At 60.4% G+C, this 18944-nt stretch carries 16 protein-coding genes and 1 pseudogene; 11 read left to right on the top strand and 6 right to left on the bottom strand.

From position 1 onward, the window contains the following. Positions 1-133: 133 nt before the first annotated feature. From AC13RM_RS02130 to AC13RM_RS02110, 5 genes and pseudogenes are all read right to left on the bottom strand, one after another. Positions 134-1282, bottom strand: a pseudogene (locus AC13RM_RS02130) (calcium-binding protein); the annotation flags it as partial. A 137-nt stretch (positions 1283-1419) separates the two neighbouring features. Next, complete coding sequence (locus AC13RM_RS02125; RefSeq protein WP_113229183.1) at positions 1420-1839, bottom strand: hypothetical protein; 420 nt, start codon at positions 1837-1839, stop codon at positions 1420-1422. 342 nt (positions 1840-2181) lie between these two features. Continuing rightward, positions 2182-3066, bottom strand: coding sequence for a helix-turn-helix domain-containing protein (locus AC13RM_RS02120; protein ID WP_113229182.1), 885 nt, complete (start codon positions 3064-3066; stop codon positions 2182-2184). A 311-nt stretch (positions 3067-3377) separates the two neighbouring features. Further along, a complete protein-coding gene (locus tag AC13RM_RS02115; RefSeq protein WP_488554531.1) occupies positions 3378-3578 on the bottom strand; it encodes a hypothetical protein in 201 nt (66 codons plus the stop codon). A 521-nt stretch (positions 3579-4099) separates the two neighbouring features. Next, a complete protein-coding gene (locus AC13RM_RS02110) occupies positions 4100-4855 on the bottom strand; it encodes a GntR family transcriptional regulator (protein ID WP_488554530.1) in 756 nt (251 codons plus the stop codon). Between the two features lie 131 nt (positions 4856-4986). Between AC13RM_RS02110 and AC13RM_RS02105 the strand changes: the two genes are divergently transcribed. The 7 genes from AC13RM_RS02105 (at position 4987) to AC13RM_RS02075 (ending at position 13781) form a co-directional block, all read left to right on the top strand. Then, positions 4987-6309 carry a M20 family metallopeptidase gene (locus AC13RM_RS02105; protein ID WP_488554529.1) on the top strand — a complete coding sequence of 441 codons (1323 nt, stop codon included), beginning with the start codon at positions 4987-4989 and terminating at the stop codon, positions 6307-6309. Between the two features lie 12 nt (positions 6310-6321). Continuing rightward, positions 6322-7872, top strand: coding sequence for an ABC transporter substrate-binding protein (locus AC13RM_RS02100; protein WP_488554528.1), 1551 nt, complete (start codon positions 6322-6324; stop codon positions 7870-7872). A gap of 108 nt (positions 7873-7980) precedes the next feature. Beyond that, positions 7981-8928 (top strand): ABC transporter permease, encoded by a 948-nt coding sequence (locus AC13RM_RS02095; RefSeq protein WP_285172501.1) that lies wholly within the window; start codon positions 7981-7983, stop codon positions 8926-8928. Then, positions 8921-9751, top strand: coding sequence for an ABC transporter permease (locus AC13RM_RS02090; protein WP_285172500.1), 831 nt, complete (start codon positions 8921-8923; stop codon positions 9749-9751). Before AC13RM_RS02095 ends, AC13RM_RS02090 begins: the two co-directional genes overlap by 8 nt. Before the next feature lies 1 nt (position 9752). Next, complete coding sequence (locus AC13RM_RS02085) at positions 9753-11405, top strand: dipeptide ABC transporter ATP-binding protein (RefSeq protein ID WP_488554527.1); 1653 nt, start codon at positions 9753-9755, stop codon at positions 11403-11405. Between the two features lie 12 nt (positions 11406-11417). Beyond that, positions 11418-12638, top strand: coding sequence for a M20 family metallopeptidase (locus AC13RM_RS02080; RefSeq protein ID WP_488554526.1), 1221 nt, complete (start codon positions 11418-11420; stop codon positions 12636-12638). A 6-nt stretch (positions 12639-12644) separates the two neighbouring features. Beyond that, the gene (locus AC13RM_RS02075; protein ID WP_488554525.1) at positions 12645-13781 is read left to right on the top strand and encodes a M24 family metallopeptidase; all 1137 of its coding nucleotides are present in this window, start codon (positions 12645-12647) and stop codon (positions 13779-13781) included. Here the strand turns inward: AC13RM_RS02075 and AC13RM_RS02070 are convergent. Further along, on the bottom strand, positions 13778-14635 hold the full coding sequence (locus AC13RM_RS02070) for a GNAT family N-acetyltransferase (protein WP_374816844.1): 858 nt from the start codon (positions 14633-14635) through the stop codon (positions 13778-13780). The genes AC13RM_RS02075 and AC13RM_RS02070 overlap by 4 nt on opposite strands. Before the next feature lie 256 nt (positions 14636-14891). Between AC13RM_RS02070 and argE the strand changes: the two genes are divergently transcribed. From argE to AC13RM_RS02050, 4 genes are all read left to right on the top strand, one after another. Beyond that, entirely contained in the window at positions 14892-16019 is a 1128-nt protein-coding gene (argE, locus tag AC13RM_RS02065; RefSeq protein ID WP_488554524.1) for an acetylornithine deacetylase, read from the top strand. A 13-nt stretch (positions 16020-16032) separates the two neighbouring features. Beyond that, positions 16033-16956 (top strand): 2-hydroxyacid dehydrogenase, encoded by a 924-nt coding sequence (locus AC13RM_RS02060; protein WP_488554523.1) that lies wholly within the window; start codon positions 16033-16035, stop codon positions 16954-16956. Positions 16957-16980: 24 nt separating this feature from the next. Continuing rightward, positions 16981-17334, top strand: coding sequence for a cupin domain-containing protein (locus AC13RM_RS02055; protein WP_488554522.1), 354 nt, complete (start codon positions 16981-16983; stop codon positions 17332-17334). Between the two features lie 139 nt (positions 17335-17473). Beyond that, positions 17474-18937, top strand: coding sequence for an aldehyde dehydrogenase family protein (locus AC13RM_RS02050; RefSeq protein ID WP_488554521.1), 1464 nt, complete (start codon positions 17474-17476; stop codon positions 18935-18937). Positions 18938-18944 lie beyond the last annotated feature (7 nt).

The raw sequence follows: 18944 nt of genomic DNA, 5'->3' as shown, positions 1-18944 counted from the left end.
CCGCGGTGGCTAAATTGGAGCCGGAATTCGCATTGTTGCCGACAGCGACGCCGGAGGTGGCGCCATTTGCGACGATTGCGCCCGAGCCTATTGCAACAGCGCCGCCGGCAGCGATCGCCTGTGCCTGGTTACCCAAGGCAACGCCGAAAGCTCCCGAGGCAACGGTGGTCGGACCGATGGCAAGCGAGTTGATCCCCGAGGCGGCCGCTGTCGTGCCGAGAGCGATGGAATCGGTGTTCGAAGCGTTGGCGTTGTAGCCGATCGACGTCGTATTATTAGTGCTGACGCCAATACCGGCGTTGGTTCCAAGCGCGATATTGTCGTTGCCGGTGACGAGGCTACCCGCGGAGGCCTTCAGGGTGGCGTCGTAAGCGACAGCACCGTCGCCACTTCCAAACGCGAGGTTGCGCGTCCCGGAGACGCCCGAGCCAGCGCCTCTCATGACGCTGGGAATGCCGCCGCCGATGGCGGTGTTTTGCGCGCCGCTGACAAGCGTACCGGCAGCGATACCCATCGCTACGGAACCTGTATTGGCGGTGGTTGACCCAGCGCCGGCACCCTGTCCGACGGCAACCGTGCTGCTGCCGATGGCTACCGCTTGCGTCCCGATTGCGGTCGCGCTGTTTCCTGTCGCCCGGGCATTGTTGCCGACGGCGGTGGTGGCACTATCCGTACCTTGGGCTCCCGAACCTACCGCGACCGAGCTGTCCCCTGTCGCCCGGCTGTTGTTGCCGACGGCGGTGGCGGCATTGTTTGTCGCCTGGCTAAAGCTACCGATAGCTGCAGAATTGTTGCTGGTTGCCTGGCTCGATACGCCGACAGCCGTGGCGACGGCGCCGCTCGCGCTAGCCGCGTTGCCCATCGCGGTGGCGCTGGCGCCGCTTGCGGTGGTGTTGACACCATAGGCCGAAGCCCCATCCGCCAGTGCGCGGGCGTTCCCGCCTACGGCAAGTGCATTGACGCCGGTGGCGTTTGCGAAGACACCCATGCCTATGGCGTTGAGGCCATTGACACTCATCGAATAGCCGATGGCGATCGAAGCGTCGCCCGTTGCACTGTTAGAGGTGCCCAATGCCACGCTGTTCGGGTTATTCGCTTTAGCACCGTTACCGATGGCAACGGCGTTGGCGGCTGACGCCGTTCCGCCGCCGGCCTGATATTGCGCCTGGGCCGGCGCGGAAAGGCCGAGCGCGGTGAGCGCTGCAAGGCCGCCGATCACGCTGGCCGAACGCAAGCTCCCGCCGGCACCCAACGAGCCGGGGCCTATGTCCTTACGGCGCATGCCGAGAACACGAGAGGCCATCCGCAGCACAGCCATCAGGCGGCGCCGGAGCGACCGATCAGTGCGGTCGGCTGAAACAAAGGTTCCAGCAAATCCGGTACGAGATTTAGTCTGCAGATGGTCCCCAACGCACTCGCTCATGCTGCTTTCTCCTCGCTGCTATCTGGACGACTAAGCACGCGTGAACCCGCATCTGCGGCTGCGTCGTCGTTGAAATTATGCGCTTGCTGAAGCGCGCGACCCATTTTGGCGGCCTGGCTTTCGAGCTGTTCGCGGACCGTATCGACCCATGTCTGCGTCGATATCGGAACGGAATACAATGCGGCGTCGGCCCGATCGGGCGGAAGCTTTGTCGCCACCAGGGTGCGGCAGACATCAAAGTGAAATAATGGCTCTCCTTCCCCGTAGGCCGGGGAGGTCAGACCGAAGACAAGGCAGGCGAATAAATAATCGACTTCCGCGCCTGTCAGACGGCTGGCATATCGTTCTTGCAAGGCAGTCCAGGCCACCTCGATCTTCGGAGCAAAGATTTCAAATTCAGGGAATTGAATGTCCATGGAGCACCGGATGATTACCAATCGGGAACATGGCCTTATTTCAGTGCAACCGTATTTTAGAAAATTCCGGATTTTTTTTAGAAAACTACGGTTTTTTGCTTAGCCGGTTGCAGGTGTAGCCACTTTGCCACACTTAACCTAAGGCTGTTGCGCATGAATATGCGGACCGCTGGACGATCGGCGGCAAGTGGTTCTTTCCATTCCGAAAAATCTCTTCTGCCGCATGAGCGGAAAACACCCCATCGCCGCCAGCACCTCTCGGCTGACGCGCGGAAAATCATGGGTCTCGGAATATTGGAATTGGCTTGGGACGAACCCGGGCTTGCGCTCAGGCCCGTGCCGTTATCGCATATATCGAAGCTCTGTCGGCGTCCGTCCCCGGTATCTCTTCATGGTGGTCGCCAGATGGCTTTGATCCGAAAAACCTGAAATGTAGGCGATTTCCGCAATCGCGATTTCGCCCTCGGTCAGCAATTTTTCCGCAAGATCCAGGCGCAGATTTATCAGATACCGGTGTGGAGGCATGCCAAAGGTCTTGGCGAATCTCACGATGAAATGATTGGGCGAAATGCCAGCGACCGCCGCAAGCTCGGCGACGTGAACCTTTTCGGTGAAACGTTCGCGAAGATACTCTTCCACGCGTCGAGCGCTTTTGGCGGAGAGCCCTCCCCTGGGCGACGGAATCTGTTTCATATTGTTTGCATAGGTACGGAGAAGATGGGTACTGAACAACGTAACCAATGAATCCAGATAGAGTTCATTCGGAGTTGCCCTCCCGGTTAGCTCGACGGAAATCCTCTGCGCTATGCCGAGGGCGATAGGATCGACGGTGCCGAAAGCCGGCGGCAGAAGTTCTACATTGCCAAGATCGAACTCCTGCAGCGCCAGTTCGGCCAGAACGTCAGGAGGAATGGCGACAACAAGATTTGTCCTGGTTTCCGACCAAGCAAGGGTGCTATCCATACCGGTGGGATTGACCACCAGACCGCCAAGCGGCGCATCGTATTGCGTGATCCGGTCGCTGCCGAGAGAGGCTCGCAAGCCACGCGAGGGAGCCAATACGACTGCCACCGCATGCTCCTTTGCAATCCAGGTCTGCGATCCGGGATTGCGAACGGAGTTTATGACGCTCCCGCGCGCGGTGGCCTTCCTAGGGCCTGAACTTTCAGGAATTATATCAAATACATATCGATCGGCCCGTTCCCGAGCCTCACCCGCATAGTTCATTCTTCATCGCCCCGCCCGAACGAAATCCTGTAAATGCAAACAAGCAGACCTGACCCCAAATTCGCTTGAGATCCCAGTTTCCCAACACTGCCAACTCGACGCTGCAGCCAGCTAATAGGGCGATTAAATAGTATAAATTACAGAGTTTGGAAGGGGAGATATGCATATGGTAAAGAAAGAATGACGCGGTAAAAACCCGTCAATCTTAGCACGGACAAATATATCCCACGCACTTCGATAGATGGTTGCTATCGGGCTAAATCTTAATTCGCGGCGAAGTAGAAAAACCGATTGTCGGGCCGCCGTGACCGCTAAAGATCGCCTCGGCGCTTTTCATATAGGTCCCAGGCGACGTCCACCATCGCCAGAAGAACATCTTTTTGATTCCATCCGGCTGCAGCCGCAGCCCGAACGATTTCACCAATGATAGGCTGCAATTGGCGTTGGCACTCGCTTGAAATGTCGTCAGCACCGTTTCCTACAGGCGGTTCACTAAATTTGAATTCTACCATTCTCACTCTCGCAGCCTTAATATATGTCAGCTATCACATTCCCAACATAAAATAAATCCGTAAGGACGCCCCGAGATTTTCATAGCCCCGCACCTAGTCACACTATCGCTATGCTGTAATCAAGCCAAACTTCATTACAACCATTAACTCTATATCATTGGGGAACTCGCCCAGTGAGCCGCAAGTGATACAAGAAGAACGGAAGTTATTCTGCTACCCTGGCGGAAGAGCGGCAAGATGCCGAGCAAACCTCCGAAGCTGATCGACAGCTGGAAACGCCAGCGAAGAGGCTTGTGCCCTTGAAATCGCAAATTGCATATTACGACACTCAAACCGCGACCGAGCACAGCCCTATCACCGACCGATAAAATGCGGCCGGCAACTCCGGTCTTTGAGTGATTCTCCAGCCAGGAACGCAGGCAGGCATTCCGGATTTCGCACAGATCGCAGGTGCACCCACAGCGAGATAACACGGCGCGATCTCCGGATTGCGGGCGCCGGAGAGCTATGCCTTTTGTCCGCTATTGAACTTCGTGCACATAGCGGTGGCTTCTGGTCGTCGCACGATGTTTTGCGACGAGAACCGGAACCGCGGATTGATCATAGGCCACTTCGTCGATCGTCAGCACGGCGCTGGGCATGCTCAACTGCAGCAGCCGGCAATCCTCCTCTGTCGCCATATCGGCGGCAATTTGCTCTCGCACGGCGGAAATGCGAATCCCATAGCGATCGAGAAGGAAGAGATAAAGAAGGGAGGGAATCTCCTCCTTCTTGTCGGGAAACTCCGGCAGCATGCTTGCCGGAAGCGCCATGACTTCATGCATGACCGGCGTGCCTCGGACGCTGCGCAGCCGGTGAATCGAGATGATTTCAGCCGCATCCTCAAGCCGCAGTCCGGCCCGCTCTTCTTCGTTCGCCCCGCGGCGTTTCAGCGAAAGAATGTCTGACGTCGAGTTTTGCAGCGAGCCGTCGAGCCCGTGCAGACGAAAATACTGGAAGAAAAAGCGCAGACTGTGCTGCGGCGTGCGGCCGGTAACCACCGTCCCCGTCTTGCGCCGGCGGCTGAGCAGGCCTTCATTGGTCAGGTCCTGCAGGGCACGCCTGATCGTACCGACAGCAACTCCAAACTTTTGCGACAGCGCGATCTCGCTCGGCAGCACGGTCCCGGCCGGCCATTTACCCATCATGATCGCTTCCGTGATCTGACGTTTCACGACTTCGTAGAGCGGCACGGAGAGCTCGGATGCACGCGGCACATCTGCTGAAAATTTGGGCATTTCGCGCAATTATTTGCCTCTTATTTGGAGTTGACTCGGAGCCTGAGCGGCAGCATCATTACTATATAGTTTATATAAATACGAGTGCAGAGCCTCCATGTGTTCCTGCGCGTCTTTTTCGGAATTCGAGCATGCGCGATCAAATCTTGTCATCTTTCGAGGAGCCATTTGCAAGCGCCTTGAAAATCATTGAAGAGAACGTCGAAAGCGCTGTCGGCGACCTCGCTCGAATGGTCGCGATCGATACTTCTTTTCCGCCTGGAGACGGCTATCCGGCTTTTGCGGAGCTGATGTCGAGCCTGCTGGAACCCATGGGCTTTCATTGCCGGCAGGTTGCCGTGCCGGAAGAGCTGTGGCGGGTCAGCAATGGCCCGGCCCAAGGGGGGCGGGTTAATCTCATTGCCGAGCGATCCGGCAACAAGCCGGTTTGCGGGTTGTACTACCATGTCGACACGGTTCCGGCCGCCCCCGCCTGGCAACAGGATCCGCTCTGCCTGCGACGCGAAGGCGAGCGCCTCTTCGGGCTTGGAGCTGCGGACATGAAAGGCACCATCGCGGCGACGCTGCTTGCGTTGCGTGCCGCCGATGCCTGTGGTGTCGAGCTCGCCTACGATCCGATGCTGCTCCTTTGCACCGATGAGGAAGGCGGCCTCTATCCCGGGGTCCGATATCTTGCCGAGCAAGGCATGCTCAAGGGACATATCGTCAATTTCAACGGTTCGGCGGCACCGCGCATCTGGGCGGGTTGCTTCGGCGTCTTCAATCTTCAGATCACTATTCGCGGTCACGCCGTTCACGCGGGCGAAGGCAATCGCACCGGCTCGGGCATCAATGCCATCGACGGCGCCCTTCCTCTTCTGAATGCCCTTCATGCCTTGAAGCCGCAGGTGGCTGCCTTCGCATCCGCCTTGCCGGCGCCGCCGCATGCGAGCGGACCGCTGCGGCCGCAACTTTCCATCGCCGCCGTCAATGGCGGTACGTCGGGAGGGCAGGTTCCCGCGGAGCTGAAGATCCTCGTCAGCCGCCGTTACGCGCCCGAGGAGAGTTACGAAACGGCAAGGGCTGAGATCGAAGAGCTCGTGCGCACCGTCATGGCGAAATCGCCCGAGCTGCGCGTCGAAATCGATCTTGTCGGCCATCTCATCCCGACCTCAGACCCGGACGGTCCGCATTGGCCGCGCTGGCAGAAGGCTCTCAGCCTCGGCTTCGGCTATCAGGATTCCGATTTCAGCAAATGGGGTGCGGCAAGCTGCTCGGACTTCGGCTACGTGCAGCAGGCGGGCGTCATGCAGGAAGTCCTGCTCGGCGGCCTCGGACGTCCGGAGAGCTGTATCCATAGCCCCGACGAACATACGACGACCACGGATATCGTCGCGCTGGCACAGAGCATCCTTGCCTATCTCGCCCGCGACTTTGCGACCGACCTCATTCCAGAACACGCGCCAACAAAATAAGGGAACATTGTAATGCTGAAGCTGAACCGACGTCATTTCCTGGCGAGCACCGCCGCCATCCTGGCAACGCCTGCCATCGGCTTTGCCCAGGCCGCTGCTCCAGCCAAGGGCGGCACATTGCGCATTTCCGTCGATCAGGCCGCAAGCGTGATCCATCCCCTGCTGACGCGCGTCAACCCGGAATATATGGTCACCGAGCTGCTCTACAGCAATCTGACCCGGCTGAAGGTCGACATGTCGGTCGAGCCCGATCTTGCCGAAAGCTGGAGCGCCAACGACGCGCTGACGGAATGGACCTTCAAGCTTCGCAGCGGCGTCAAGTTCCATGATGGATCGCCGTTGACCGCCAATGACGTCGTCCAGAGCTTCAAGGCAATCCTCGATCCGAAGAACGCTTCGCCCGCACTCAACAATGTCGGTCCGATCGCCGATGTGACCGCGGCCGATCCGCTGACGGCCGTCTTCAAGCTTTCGACCCCTTACGCCGACTTTCCCGTGGCAACAGCCTATACGGTGGCGCGCATCATCCCGGCCTCCATCGCGACCGGCGATTTCAAGAAGCTGTCGACGACCGCCGTCGGCACCGGCCCGTTCAAGCTTGTCTCCTACGAACCGGACCGCCTGATCGTCGTCGAGCGCAATCCCGATTATTACGATCCGAAGCGTCCCTATCTCGATCGCGTCGAAATCCAGGTCTTTCCGGATACCTCGGCGCAGACTTCGGCCCTTCTTGCCGGCGATATCGACATCATTTCGACCGTGCAGCCGACCGAATATCTGCGGATGAAGGATGCGCAAGGCGTCAATCCGCTGCGCGTGCCTTCGGGCCAGTTCTGCAACATCAATTTCGGCTGCGACACCAAGCCCTTCAACGATGCGCGCGTGCGCCGCGCGCTGGCGCTCACCGTCGATCGGCAGGCGATGGTCGACTTCGTCACCGAAGGTTTCGGCACGCCAGGCAACGATACCGCCCTCAATTCCTCCTATCGCTTCTATGCCGACCTGCCGCTGCGCCAGGCCAATATCGATGAAGCCAAGAAGCTGCTGGCCGAGGCTGGTTATCCGAACGGCTTCGAGGCGACGCTGATTGCATCGGACAAGCCGAGCCAGCGCACCCAGCTCGCCGTCGCCTTGCGCGAGATGGCAAAGGAAGCCGGCATCACCATCAACGTCCAGACGATGCCGCACGCGACCTATCTGGAGCAGGTGTGGAAGAAGGGCAGCTTCTATGTCGGTTTCTACAATATGCAGCCGACAGCGGACGCGATCTTCAAGCTGCTCTATACCTCCGATGCCGCCTGGAACGAAACGCGCTGGAACAACGCCGCCTTCGACAAGGTCGTCAATGAGGCTCGCGGCATTACCGACGAAGCCAAGCGCAAGGAGCTCTATGCGGAGGCGCAGAAGCTGATGAACGAGGACGTTCCTTCCATCATTCCGGTCTTCTTCGATGTTCTCGCCGCCAAGCGAGATTGGGTCGCCGGCTTCGAGGTTCATCCGCGCGCTTCCGTTTTCCGCCTTGATTACGTCTCCTTGACGGACAAAGCGCCGAAGCGGAGCTGATGGTGCTGAATAATCGTCGCGGTGCGATACTGCGTTCGCGACGCATTCCGTAGCAAGAAGGCCGGCGCGTCATTTCGCGACCGGTCGCCCAAAGCCAGGGAACGGCCCTTGTCACCGAACTATCTCCTGAAGCGGCTTTTGATGATCGTTTACACGCTCTTCATCGTGTCGCTCGTCGTCTTCGCGATCACGCAGGTCCTGCCGGCGGATGCCGCCGTGATGATGCTGGGCGAGAACGCCACCGACCAGGCGCTTGAGGCATTGCGCCAGCAGATGGGATTGAACGATCCCGTCTGGCTGCAATATCTGCACTGGCTGGGCGGTGTTCTGCATGGCGATTTCGGCCAGTCGCTGCGCACCGGTCAGCCTGTCGGACCGGCCATGCTCCAGGCTCTCGGCCGTTCGCTTCTCCTCGCCGTCCTATCCATCGCCCTGATGCTCGTGCTTGCCATACCGCTCGGTGTGCTTGCAGCGATCCGCCGCGGCAAGCTCGCCGACATGATCGTCAGCCTCATCTCCTATGCCGGCGTATCGCTGCCGGAATTCGTGACGGCGACGCTTGCGGTGCTCTTCGTCGCCGATTGGGCGAAGCTTTTGCCGCCGACCGGCTATGTGCCGCTGACCGAGAATTTTCTCGACGGCCTTGCCCATCTGGTACTGCCGGTTTGCGTGGTGTCGATCATCCTCATCGCGCATGTCTCCCGCATGGTGCGTTCCGAACTCGTCGACGTGCTGCATACCGACTACATCCGTGCGGCGCGGCTCAAGGGTCTTTCCACGTCAAGAGTGCTGTTCGGTCATGCGTTGCGCAACGCCCTGCTGCCAACAATCACCGTCGTCGCGCTCGATGTCGGCTATCTGCTTGGTGGCATCATCGTCGTCGAAGAAATCTTCGCCCTTCCCGGCATCGGCAGGCAATTGATTGTCGCGATCCAGACGCGCGACCTGCCAGCGATCCAGGCCGGCGTGCTGCTCATGGCGGCAACCTATTCCATCGTCAATTTCGTCGCCGACATTCTCTACGCATGGCTCGACAAGAGGATCCAGTATGATTGAGCTTCTCAAACGGCTGCTGCGCACGCCGCAGGGCGCGGTCGGCCTTGTCCTGGTCGTCCTCGTCTTCATCGTCGTCCTCTTCGGTCCCTTGCTCGCTCCACGCGATCCGGAAGCCATGTCGATACTTGCCCGTTATAAAGGGCCGAGTGCCAGCTTTCTTCTCGGCACGGACCAGTACGGCCGCGACATCCTGAGCCGCCTGCTGATCGGTGCGCGCTCGACCGTGACGATGGCAGTCTTCGCCACGCTTGCCGGCACCTTTGCCGGAGCCTTCATCGGCACGGTATCCGCTTTCCTGGGCGGCCGCGCCGACGAATTCATCATGCGCACCATCGACGCGATCATGGCGATCCCGAACCTCCTGTTCGCACTGCTGATCGTCAATCTGCTCGGGTCCAGCAGCATCAACGCACTGGTCGCCGTTGCCGTCGCCTTCGCGCCGGGCATGGCGCGCATCACTCGTAGCGTAGCGCTTGCCGTGCGCAAGCAGGACTACGTGAGCGCGGCGATCGCCCGCGGTGAAAGCTCTCGCTATATCATCCTGCGCGAAATGCTGCCGAATGTCGTGGCACCCATCGTTGTGGAAACGACGATCCGTGTTTCCTTCGCCGTCATGCTGTTCGCGACGCTGAGCTTCCTTGGGCTGGGCGCCCAGCCGCCCGCCACCGAATGGGGCCTGATGGTCTCGGAGGCGAGACAATATATGCACATCAGCGCCGGCATTCTGATCTGGCCAAGCCTCGCAATCGCCATCGTCGCCATCGGCTTCAATCTTCTTGGCGACGGCCTGCGCGACGCGCTGAACCCGCGCACCGGAGGCTGAGATGACAGAAACGACAAACAATACCGTCCTTCAGGTCTGCAACTATTCGCTCGATTACCTGACGGCGGGCGGCGTGTTTCATGCACTGAAGAATATCGATCTCCAAGTCGGTGCCGGCGAGATTCTCGGCCTCGTCGGCGAGTCCGGCTCCGGCAAGACCTCGATGGCCTGGTCGATCATGCGCTACCTGCCGTCAAACGCCCGCGAGGTCGGCGGCGAAATCCGGCTTCGCGGCGAGGATCTGACGGCGAAGTCCCCGACCGAGGTCAATTGCATGCGCGGCAAGCGGATCAGCATGGTGTTCCAGGATCCCGGCACTTCGCTCAACCCCACGCTTTCGCTCGGCACACAGCTCACGGAAACCCTGAGGCGCCATCGCGGCCTGACCGGAAAGCAGGCCTGGAGCGAAGGGGAAGCCATGCTGGATCGCGTCGGCCTCAAGAGCCCGGCGGAAATGATGAAGCGGATGCCGCATGAAGCATCGGGCGGCGAGAAGCAGCGCGTGGTCATCGCCACCGCCTTCGCCTGCAATCCGGAATGCATCATCTTCGACGAACCCACGACCGCGCTCGACGTCATCACGTCCCGTCAGATTCTTGATCTCTTCCTCGACCTGCAGGCCGAAACGGGTGTTGCCTCGCTCTATATCTCGCATGACCTTGCCTTGCTGTCGCGCACCGCAAAGCGGGTTGCCGTCATCCGGCGCGGCGAAATCGTCGAACAGGGAGCGGTCGATGCCATCTTCAATGCACCGCAGCACGACTATACGCGCCAGCTGATCGCAGCGGTGCCTCGGCCGAGCGATCGCCTGACACAAACACGTCCGTCCTATCAGGACCAGCCGCTGATGAAGGTCGAGAACGTCAGCGTGCATTACGGCCGAAAGCCGTTTCTGTCGGCACTGACCGGCCGGTCCTTCGAACGCTTCGCCGGCAACCGCGCCGTCAGCCTCAGCGTCCAGCCGGGAGAAATCCTTGGCATCGTCGGGGAATCCGGCTCCGGCAAATCGACGCTCGCCAAGGCAATGACCGGGCTCAATCCGTTCGAGGGCCAAATGACGTTCGCCGGGCGGACGATTATGGGCCTTGCCGACATGGACAGGGCCTACCGCAAGAACGTCCAGATGATCTTCCAGCATCCGGATGCCTCGCTCAACCCGCGCCAGAAGATCCGCGAAATCCTGGCGAGGCCGCTGAAACTCTATGGCGAAGACGAGAACGGCACTATTGCCCAACGGATCGGCGACATGCTCGAGCAGGTGCGCCTGCCGCGTACCCATGCCGATCGCTATCCGCATCAGCTCTCCGGCGGCGAAAAGCAGCGCGTCGCGATCGCCCGCGCCTTCGCGTCCAGACCGAAGCTGGTGATCTGCGACGAGATCACCTCCGCGCTCGACGTCTCGGTGCAGGCCTCTATCATCGAGCTGCTGCTGGAACTGCATCGCGAGCATTCCACCGCCTTTCTCTTCATCACCCACGACCTCAACCTCATTCGTCAGATCGCCCACCGCATCGCGGTGATGTACCGCGGCGATCTCCTCGAAGTCGTGCCGGCGGAAGACATCATCAGCCCCGAGCGGGCCGACTATACGCGCCGGCTGCTTGCCGCCGTCCCGACGCCGGCCGGCGCCTCACCTGCAGAAGCAGACTTGTAAGGAGCATCAAAAATGGACCCGAAATCGCTCATCGGAGCAATCGATGAGAAGAGCTGCCTCGACTTCCTGTCGATGATGGTTCGCCAGAAGAGCCATTCCCAGACCGAGGGCGAGCGCGAGCTTGCGCGCATCATGGCCCGCCAGATGGAGGCGATCGGGCTTCAGTCCGAGCTGCAGCCCTTCGACAATGGCGATCGTTTCAATGCCATCGGACGTCTGAAGGGAACCGGCGGCGGCAAGAGCCTGCTCTTCAACGGCCATCTCGACACCAATCCGGTCACCGAGGGCTGGACCGTCGATCCGTGGGGCGGCCTCGTCGACGACGAATTCATCTACGGTATCGGCGTCTCCAATATGAAGGCAGGGGATGCCGCCTACTTCTGCGCGGTCAAGACCTTGCTCGACGCCGGCGTCAAATTGAAGGGCGACGTCATCCTGACCTATGTCGTTGGCGAACTTCAGGGCGGCGTCGGCACGCTTGCCGCCATCCGCAACGGCGTCAAAGCCGACTATTTCATCAACAGCGAGCCGAGCGATCTTGTCGCGGTGACCATGCATGCAGCCGCGCTGAGCTTTGTGATTGAGCTGACCGGCGACACGCGGCATCTCTCCAAACGCGAGCAATCGGTCGATGCCATCGCCGCTGCCTGCGATCTCATACCGCGTATCAATGCCATGACCTTCAGCGGCGCGAGAAGTGAAGTGCACCGGTCGATCAATCGCGGCCATGTCGGCGTCGTCCATGGCGCGCTCGGGCGTGAGCTGGAGGAATGGCGCCCGCCGCAGGTCGCCGATTTCGTCCGCATTCGGGGCTCGGCCCGCTATGCGCCCGGCCAGACGCAGGAAGGCGTCCTTGCCGATCTCGCCGCGGAATTGACGCAGCTTGAGACGCGCTTCCCAGGCCTGAAAGCGAAGCTTGTTCCGGAGATGATCGAGGGTCGTCCCCTGATGCCTCCTTTCGAAGTCTCGCCGACCTCACGCATCGTAACCTCGATCAACGCCGCCTATGAGGCCGTCCGGGGCGAGAAGCAGCCAACAGGCGCCATTACGCCCACGCGTTTTTACGGAACGGATGCCGGGCATCTCTACCACGAACTCGGCATGGAGGGCATCGTCTGCGGGCCGGGCGGCCGGTACAACACAATGCCGGACGAACGCGTCGACAGCGTCGACTACCTCGACATGATCCGCATCTACATGCTCACCATTCTCGACATTTGCAAGGTTGCCTGAGACCACATGTTTCCTCGTGACGAATATGATTGGCGTATCGCCAAGGCACATGCCGCCATGGACGCCGCCGCCGTCGATCTCCTCCTGATCGACAGTGGTGAGCTCCTTGCGTGGCTTACCGGCTATACCGTTTCGGAAACCATGTACCGTGCCGCCTTTCTTCCGCGACACGGTGCGCCCTGGTTCGTCCTGCGCGAGCTCGACGAGACACCGTGCCGGGAAAAGACCTGGATTTCCGATATTGTCGGCTTTGCCGATACGACCGATCCGCACGAGGCAATCGCCGGCAGCATCCATGCCCGAGGTTTCGCCAGCGCGCGCATCGGCGCCGACTTCGCCTCCTACAGCTTTAGCGCCGATACGGCGGCCAAGCTTCGGGCGTACCTGCCCGAAGCGCAATTCGTTGCTCTTTCCGGTATCAGCGATCGCCTGCGTTGGGTCAAATCGGCCCGCGAGATTGCCGTTCTGACGCAAGCGGCCGGCATCGCCGACAAGGCCATGCTGGCAATAGCGCAGAGTACGCGGGCCGGCTCTTCGACCCGTACGGCTGCTGCAACTGCGGCCGCCACCTTCCTGCTTGAAGGTGCTGACAGCGGCGAGACCGGTCCGATCGTCAAGGCCAGCGGCGACCACCAATTCCTGCATGGCTCTTTCAAGAGTGAACTGCTTAACGCAGGCGATATCCTGCATGTGGAGCTTATTCCACGTGTGGGCGGTTATGGCGCCCGCCTCATGCGGCCGATCGTCATCGGCGGCGCGTCAGCAAAGCTTCAGGATATTGCCTCGCGCATTACCGCATTGCAGGACCGGCAAATCGAAGCCATGAAGCCGGGTGTCTCCGCTTGCGAGGTGGACGCCATTGTCCGTCAGGGTCTCATGTCATCAGGACTGAGACAGCGTTACGACAACGTAACGGCCTATACGCTTGGTCTCTATACCCGCACGCCGCGCACCAGCGATTTCTCCCGGGTCTTTCTGCCGGATGCGAATTGGCCGCTGGAGGAAGGCATGGTTTTCCATGTCTATGCGACAGCCGCTAAGCTTGGGTTCAGCGAAACTGTGGTAGTGACTGCGGAGGGCGGGAGACGGCTGACAGCAACGGCGCGACGCCTTCTCCTCTCACAAGAGCGGGACAGGCCCTAACCGAGCGCCTGACTGGCAAGAGCATATTTAACCATCATATCGGTAACGGCCTTGTTTCTATTGGAGGGATGATTGCCAAGCGACATGGTCAGAACGGTATCGTGGACGATCATGCCACTCTGAGAGACGTAAGATGCAAAGTCGCCCGTCTCCATATGGGTATCGAGACGGAGAAATTGGCCGGCATGGCTGCGCACATGCGGCGCGACCACGGCAATCGCATCGGCGTCATTGGATGCAACGACCGGGCCGACGACATGGCTGCGTCCGAAGGGTCGGCACAATGCGAAAGCCTGCAGATCCGCGCCACGGAACAGACCATACCCGATCGATTGCTCGTTGAGACGCCTGAGCAGCTCCGAGCGATCGGCACCGAAGGCGATGGCATCGAGCCGCAGGATCGCGACAAGATCCTCAGTGCCAAGCTGCCGTACCGAGCCCTCCGACGGCAGCGGCGCAAAATCCTTTGCGATCCGCGCTTCCCCTTGACATTGGTAGACCGTCTTTTCCGGCTTGAAATCCAGCGAAAGATAGAGGCGGCGTGCCGCCCGGGTCGCGCTGAGACTGAGGCGGCGCCCGGCTACTTTGTCTAGGATCCGGCTCATCAGCCATTGGCCGGTGCCATTGGTCTGCAAGCGTGGAGAGGTAATCACCATGCCGACGGTGGCAAACTCGTCTCCGTGAGGAAACCACATGGCAGATCCCATGACGCGACCGATCTCGTCAAGCGCGACGATACCGCTACCCGTCTGCCGCAGAAATTCCCAGTCCTCGGCGCGATGCGGCCACCGGACCGAGATCGACAGCGCATGCAACTGATCGAGTTCCACGTCCTTGATGTCGCCGATATGCATGGAGAAAGCATCGACCCGCAAACTGTCTGATACCTTCACTGGACCACCTCAAAACTTGCTATCCATAGTCATACGCCAAAACAGAGGCGCTCCCCGCCGATAAGGATAGGCAACGCCCGTCGATACAATTAGCTCGAATTGCCTGTGCCCGCACAACAATCGACTGAAACACCTCGACATTCGGCATGCAATTATGAAAGCAGCCGCCATGCTATGGGGGAAATATCCACAATTTGCCGCAGCCGCTGAGGAGCATATGGACACGGTTGAAATCCTCGCCCGTCTTGTCGCCTTTCCGAGCGTCGTCGGCACGCCGAATGACGGCATCGTCGGCTGGATCCGGACATATCTGCAAGGCCTCGGAATCCACGTTACCGTGCTTCCTGGGCCTGAAGGCGACAGGTCCAATATCTTTGCCACGATCGGTCCCGGGGATGTCGCAGGTTATATTCTGTCCGGACATATGGATGTCGTTCCCGCTGGAGAGCCGGGCTGGACCTCGGAACCTTTCGCGCTCAGAAAGGAGGCAGACCGGCTCTACGGGCGCGGTACGACCGACATGAAAGGATTTCTTGCCGCAGCACTTGCCGCGGCGCCGGAACTTGCCAGGGCAAATCTTGCCCGCCCCATTCATCTCGCATTCTCCTATGACGAAGAAGCGGGATGCCGGGGTGTGCCGCATCTACTGGCGCGGATGAAGGAACTCTGCGCACCCCCGCAAGGCGCTATCATCGGCGAGCCCAGCCGCATGCAGGCCGTGCGCGCTCATAAGGGGAAGGCGGCGGCTCGCGTCACCGTCGGCGGACGGGCGGGCCATTCGTCTCGTCCAGATCTGGCACTCAACGCCATTCATGCCATGTCGCGGGTGCTCAATTCGGTGGTCGATGAAGCTCGGAGGCTGACGCTTGGCCCGTTCGACCCCGTATTCGAGCCTCCGTACTCGACGCTTCAGGCAGGCATTGTGTCCGGTGGACTGGCGCTGAACATCGTCCCCGACAACTGCCGGCTCGACCTCGAGGCACGCGCTATCGCCGACGTGGCCCCTGAGGAACTGCTTGCCCCGATCAGGCATAGCGCGGAGATGCTGAAGGGACAGGGCTTTTCCGTGGATTGGACCCCGCTCAGCGCCTATCCCGCGCTGTCGCTTGCGAGGGACGCGCCACTTGCAGCCCTCTTGGAAGAAATAACCGGCAAGCCGTCGCTTGCAGCGGTCAGCTACGGGACCGAGGCTGGCCTCTATCAGGCAGCCGGGATCGACGCGATCATCTGCGGACCCGGCGACATAGAGCGCGCCCACAAGCCCGATGAATACATTCTAGAGGGCGAACTCGAGGAATGCCGCCAAATGATATTGGCTCTGGCTGCGCGGTGCACACGGTCTTGAGGGAGCGGTTGCCATGACATTTCTCTTCAATTCGGACGCCAAGCGCGGTGCGATCTTCGCTCGGGCCTTTGCCGAGGAACTCCCTGATCTGGCGTTTTCGATGGATGCAGCAAGCGTCGATCCGGATGAGGTTCGCTTCCTGATCACCTGGACAGTGCCGGCTGACCTCGCCCGCTATCGCAATCTGGAAATCCTGTTTTCGATCGGCGCCGGCGTCGACCAGTTCAAGACGGATCTCGTGCCCGAGCATGTGAAGATCGTCCGCATGGTCGAGAATGGCATCGTCAGGATGATGCAGGAATATATAACGCTTGCGGTGCTCGCGCTGCATCGCGACCTCCTTTCCTATCTTGCCCAACAGCGCGCCGGAGAATGGCGCGGCCTGCCTCAGCGCCAGGCGCATGAAAGACGGATCGGTGTTCTGGGATTGGGGGTTCTGGGAACAGCCGTGCTCGAGCGGCTGAAGCCTTTCGGCTTCCCGCTCTCCGGCTGGAGCAGATCGCTCCGGACGATCGAGGGCGTCGAATGCCATCACGGCGAAACCGGCCTCAGAACCATGGTGGCGGCGACGGACATTCTCATTTGCCTGTTGCCGCTGACACCGGAAACCACGGGTTTCCTGAACGAAACGTTGCTTGGCAGCCTTCCGGCCGGGTCGATGCTCGTGCACGCCGGTCGCGGCCCACAGCTCGATGCGCATGCGCTGATCGAAGCGCTCGATACCGGCCGTCTGGCAGCGGCGGTGATCGATGTGACCGACCCAGAACCTCTGCCCTCGGATCACCCTTTGTGGCGGCATCCGAAAATCATGCTCACGCCGCATATCGCCAGCGTGACGCAGCCCGATACTGCCGCACGCGCCGTGATCGACAACATCCGTCGTTATCGCGCAGGCCTGGATCCCATCGGGCTCGTCGACCGGCAGCGCGGATATTGAACCCATAGCAATGAAAGGCTCGCCATGACACTCCTCAAGACCGTTATGACCAATCCTGAGACGTCACCGCGTGAATCCAAGGCCCTGCCGGAAAGACTGATTGCCGGCGATCCCTCGTTCAAGACCTGGGCGCAGGATGAGGCGAAAGACGGTGCGATACGCACTGGTGTCTGGGAGGCAACGCCCGGCGAGGTCAGGTCGATCAAGGGCGACACCTTCGAATTCTGCCACATCCTCTCGGGTGTCGTCGAGATCACCCCTGATGGCGGCGATCCCGTGGTCTACAGGGCCGGCGACAGTTTTGTGATGAAGCCCGGCTTCACGGGCAGGTGGAAGACGGTCGAGACCGTTCGCAAGATCTACGTGACGGTGGGATAAAGGCTGCGCGCGGCCGCAACAGAAATCACTGTTCGCCCTCGCCAAAACGCAAGATTCGTCGGCATGCCCGCGGGCATACGAAGCAAGCTGCTCGTAAGCCGGCGCTAGGCTTTGGCAAAGCCTTAAGAAAGAGCCTCCCATGAGCTTGAGCTTCGATCCCGATACATTGCCATTGCCGATCGGTCATTTCATCGGCGGAGAGCTCATTGAAGTTCCCGGCGAGATCGACATGAAAAGGCCCTCTGACGGCAAGCCCTATGCAGGCTGCCCGATTGCAGGCCCCGAAATGGTGGACCGCGCCGTCGAATCGGCCAAGGCCGCGCTGAAGAGAAGCAACTGGAGCGGCCTGCGGCCGCGCGAACGTGTCCGCGTAATGCATGCCTGGGCGGACCTGATCGAAGCGGAGACGGAGACGCTCGCTCGAATAGAGGCTCTGTCCTCCACCCGGTTGATCAGTCAATTGCCGGCCGGCGACATAGCGGTCACCGCGGAGCAGATCCGCTTCTTTGCCGAATTCGCCGACAAGGAAGGCAACGATGTCGTCCCGACCGATGACAAGACCTTCGGCATGATCCTCAGCGAACCCTATGGCGTCGTCGGCGCGATCACGCCTTGGAACTTTCCGGTCTCCATGGCCGGCTGGAAGCTCGGTCCGGCGCTCGCTGCCGGCAATGCCGTCGTCCTCAAACCCTCGGAAATGACGCCATTTTCGACTGTCTACCTGGCCGAGCTCGCCGTGAGGGCCGGATTGCCCGCCGGCCTCTTCAACGTCGTTCTCGGCGACGGACCCGCCACCGGTACGGCGCTCACCGGCCATCCCGATATCGCCAAGGTCAGCTTCACTGGCTCCACCCGAGCGGGATCCGCGATCATGGAGAATATCGCTCGCACCGGCATCAAGCCGGTGACCCTGGAGCTTGGCGGCAAGAGCCCGCAGATCGTTTTCAAAGATGCCGATCTTTCGAAAGCGGCCGATGCGATCGTCGGCAGCATTCTCTTCAATGCCGGCCAGGCTTGCGTCGCCGCGACGCGCGTGATCGTGGAAGCAAGCGTTGCCGGCCAATTTACGGAAGCCCTCATCGCGCGGATGGCGGATATCGACCCCGGCCCTACCTGGGATGAGACGACACGCTATTCGCCGATCATCTCCGAGCGCCAGCGCGACCGGATCGACGCAATCGTCGCTGCCGCGATCAACGAAGGCGGCCGCTGTATCGCCGGCGGCAAGCCGATGGACAGGCCGGGCTACTTCTACGAACCGACGCTTTTGACCGATCTCGATCCCTCTTCTCCCGCCATTCTCGAGGAAATCTTCGGGCCGGTCCTGACGCTGCAAACTTTCGAGGACGAAGACGAAGCGATGGTGCTTGCCGATCATCCCTCTTACGGGCTTGCCGCGGGCCTGTTTACATCCGACCTGTCGCGTACCATCCGCCTCAGCCGGCAGATCCAGGCAGGTACGGTCTGGGTCAATCGCTACAGCCGCTCGAGGGATCATATCTTGCCGACCGGCGGCTACAAGCGCTCCGGCATCGGCAAGGACCTGGGACGTGAGGCTTATCTTGCCAATCGCAAAACGAAGAGCGTGCTCATCAACCTCTAGGGGAGCT

Source organism: Martinezella sp. CNPSo 3732 (assembly GCF_057784515.1).
The sequence above is the reverse complement of the archived record's forward strand: the minus strand, read 5'-3'. Positions and strand labels throughout refer to the sequence as shown.

Excerpts from the sequence above, each read along its gene's own strand:
- AC13RM_RS02075 (WP_488554525.1), top strand. The coding sequence starts at position 12,645 with ATGTTTCCTCGTGACGAATATGATTGGCGTATCGCCAAGGCACATGCC.
- AC13RM_RS02050 (WP_488554521.1), top strand. The coding sequence starts at position 17,474 with ATGAGCTTGAGCTTCGATCCCGATACATTGCCATTGCCGATCGGTCAT.
- AC13RM_RS02090 (WP_285172500.1), top strand. The coding sequence starts at position 8,921 with ATGATTGAGCTTCTCAAACGGCTGCTGCGCACGCCGCAGGGCGCGGTC.
- AC13RM_RS02080 (WP_488554526.1), top strand. The coding sequence starts at position 11,418 with ATGGACCCGAAATCGCTCATCGGAGCAATCGATGAGAAGAGCTGCCTC.
- AC13RM_RS02100 (WP_488554528.1), top strand. The coding sequence starts at position 6,322 with ATGCTGAAGCTGAACCGACGTCATTTCCTGGCGAGCACCGCCGCCATC.
- AC13RM_RS02085 (WP_488554527.1), top strand. The coding sequence starts at position 9,753 with ATGACAGAAACGACAAACAATACCGTCCTTCAGGTCTGCAACTATTCG.
- argE (WP_488554524.1), top strand. The coding sequence starts at position 14,892 with ATGGACACGGTTGAAATCCTCGCCCGTCTTGTCGCCTTTCCGAGCGTC.
- AC13RM_RS02120 (WP_113229182.1), bottom strand. The coding sequence starts at position 3,066 with ATGAACTATGCGGGTGAGGCTCGGGAACGGGCCGATCGATATGTATTT.
- AC13RM_RS02070 (WP_374816844.1), bottom strand. The coding sequence starts at position 14,635 with ATGCATATCGGCGACATCAAGGACGTGGAACTCGATCAGTTGCATGCG.
- AC13RM_RS02105 (WP_488554529.1), top strand. The coding sequence starts at position 4,987 with ATGCGCGATCAAATCTTGTCATCTTTCGAGGAGCCATTTGCAAGCGCC.
- AC13RM_RS02055 (WP_488554522.1), top strand. The coding sequence starts at position 16,981 with ATGACACTCCTCAAGACCGTTATGACCAATCCTGAGACGTCACCGCGT.
- AC13RM_RS02110 (WP_488554530.1), bottom strand. The coding sequence starts at position 4,855 with ATGCCCAAATTTTCAGCAGATGTGCCGCGTGCATCCGAGCTCTCCGTG.
- AC13RM_RS02125 (WP_113229183.1), bottom strand. The coding sequence starts at position 1,839 with ATGGACATTCAATTCCCTGAATTTGAAATCTTTGCTCCGAAGATCGAG.
- AC13RM_RS02060 (WP_488554523.1), top strand. The coding sequence starts at position 16,033 with ATGACATTTCTCTTCAATTCGGACGCCAAGCGCGGTGCGATCTTCGCT.
- AC13RM_RS02115 (WP_488554531.1), bottom strand. The coding sequence starts at position 3,578 with ATGGTAGAATTCAAATTTAGTGAACCGCCTGTAGGAAACGGTGCTGAC.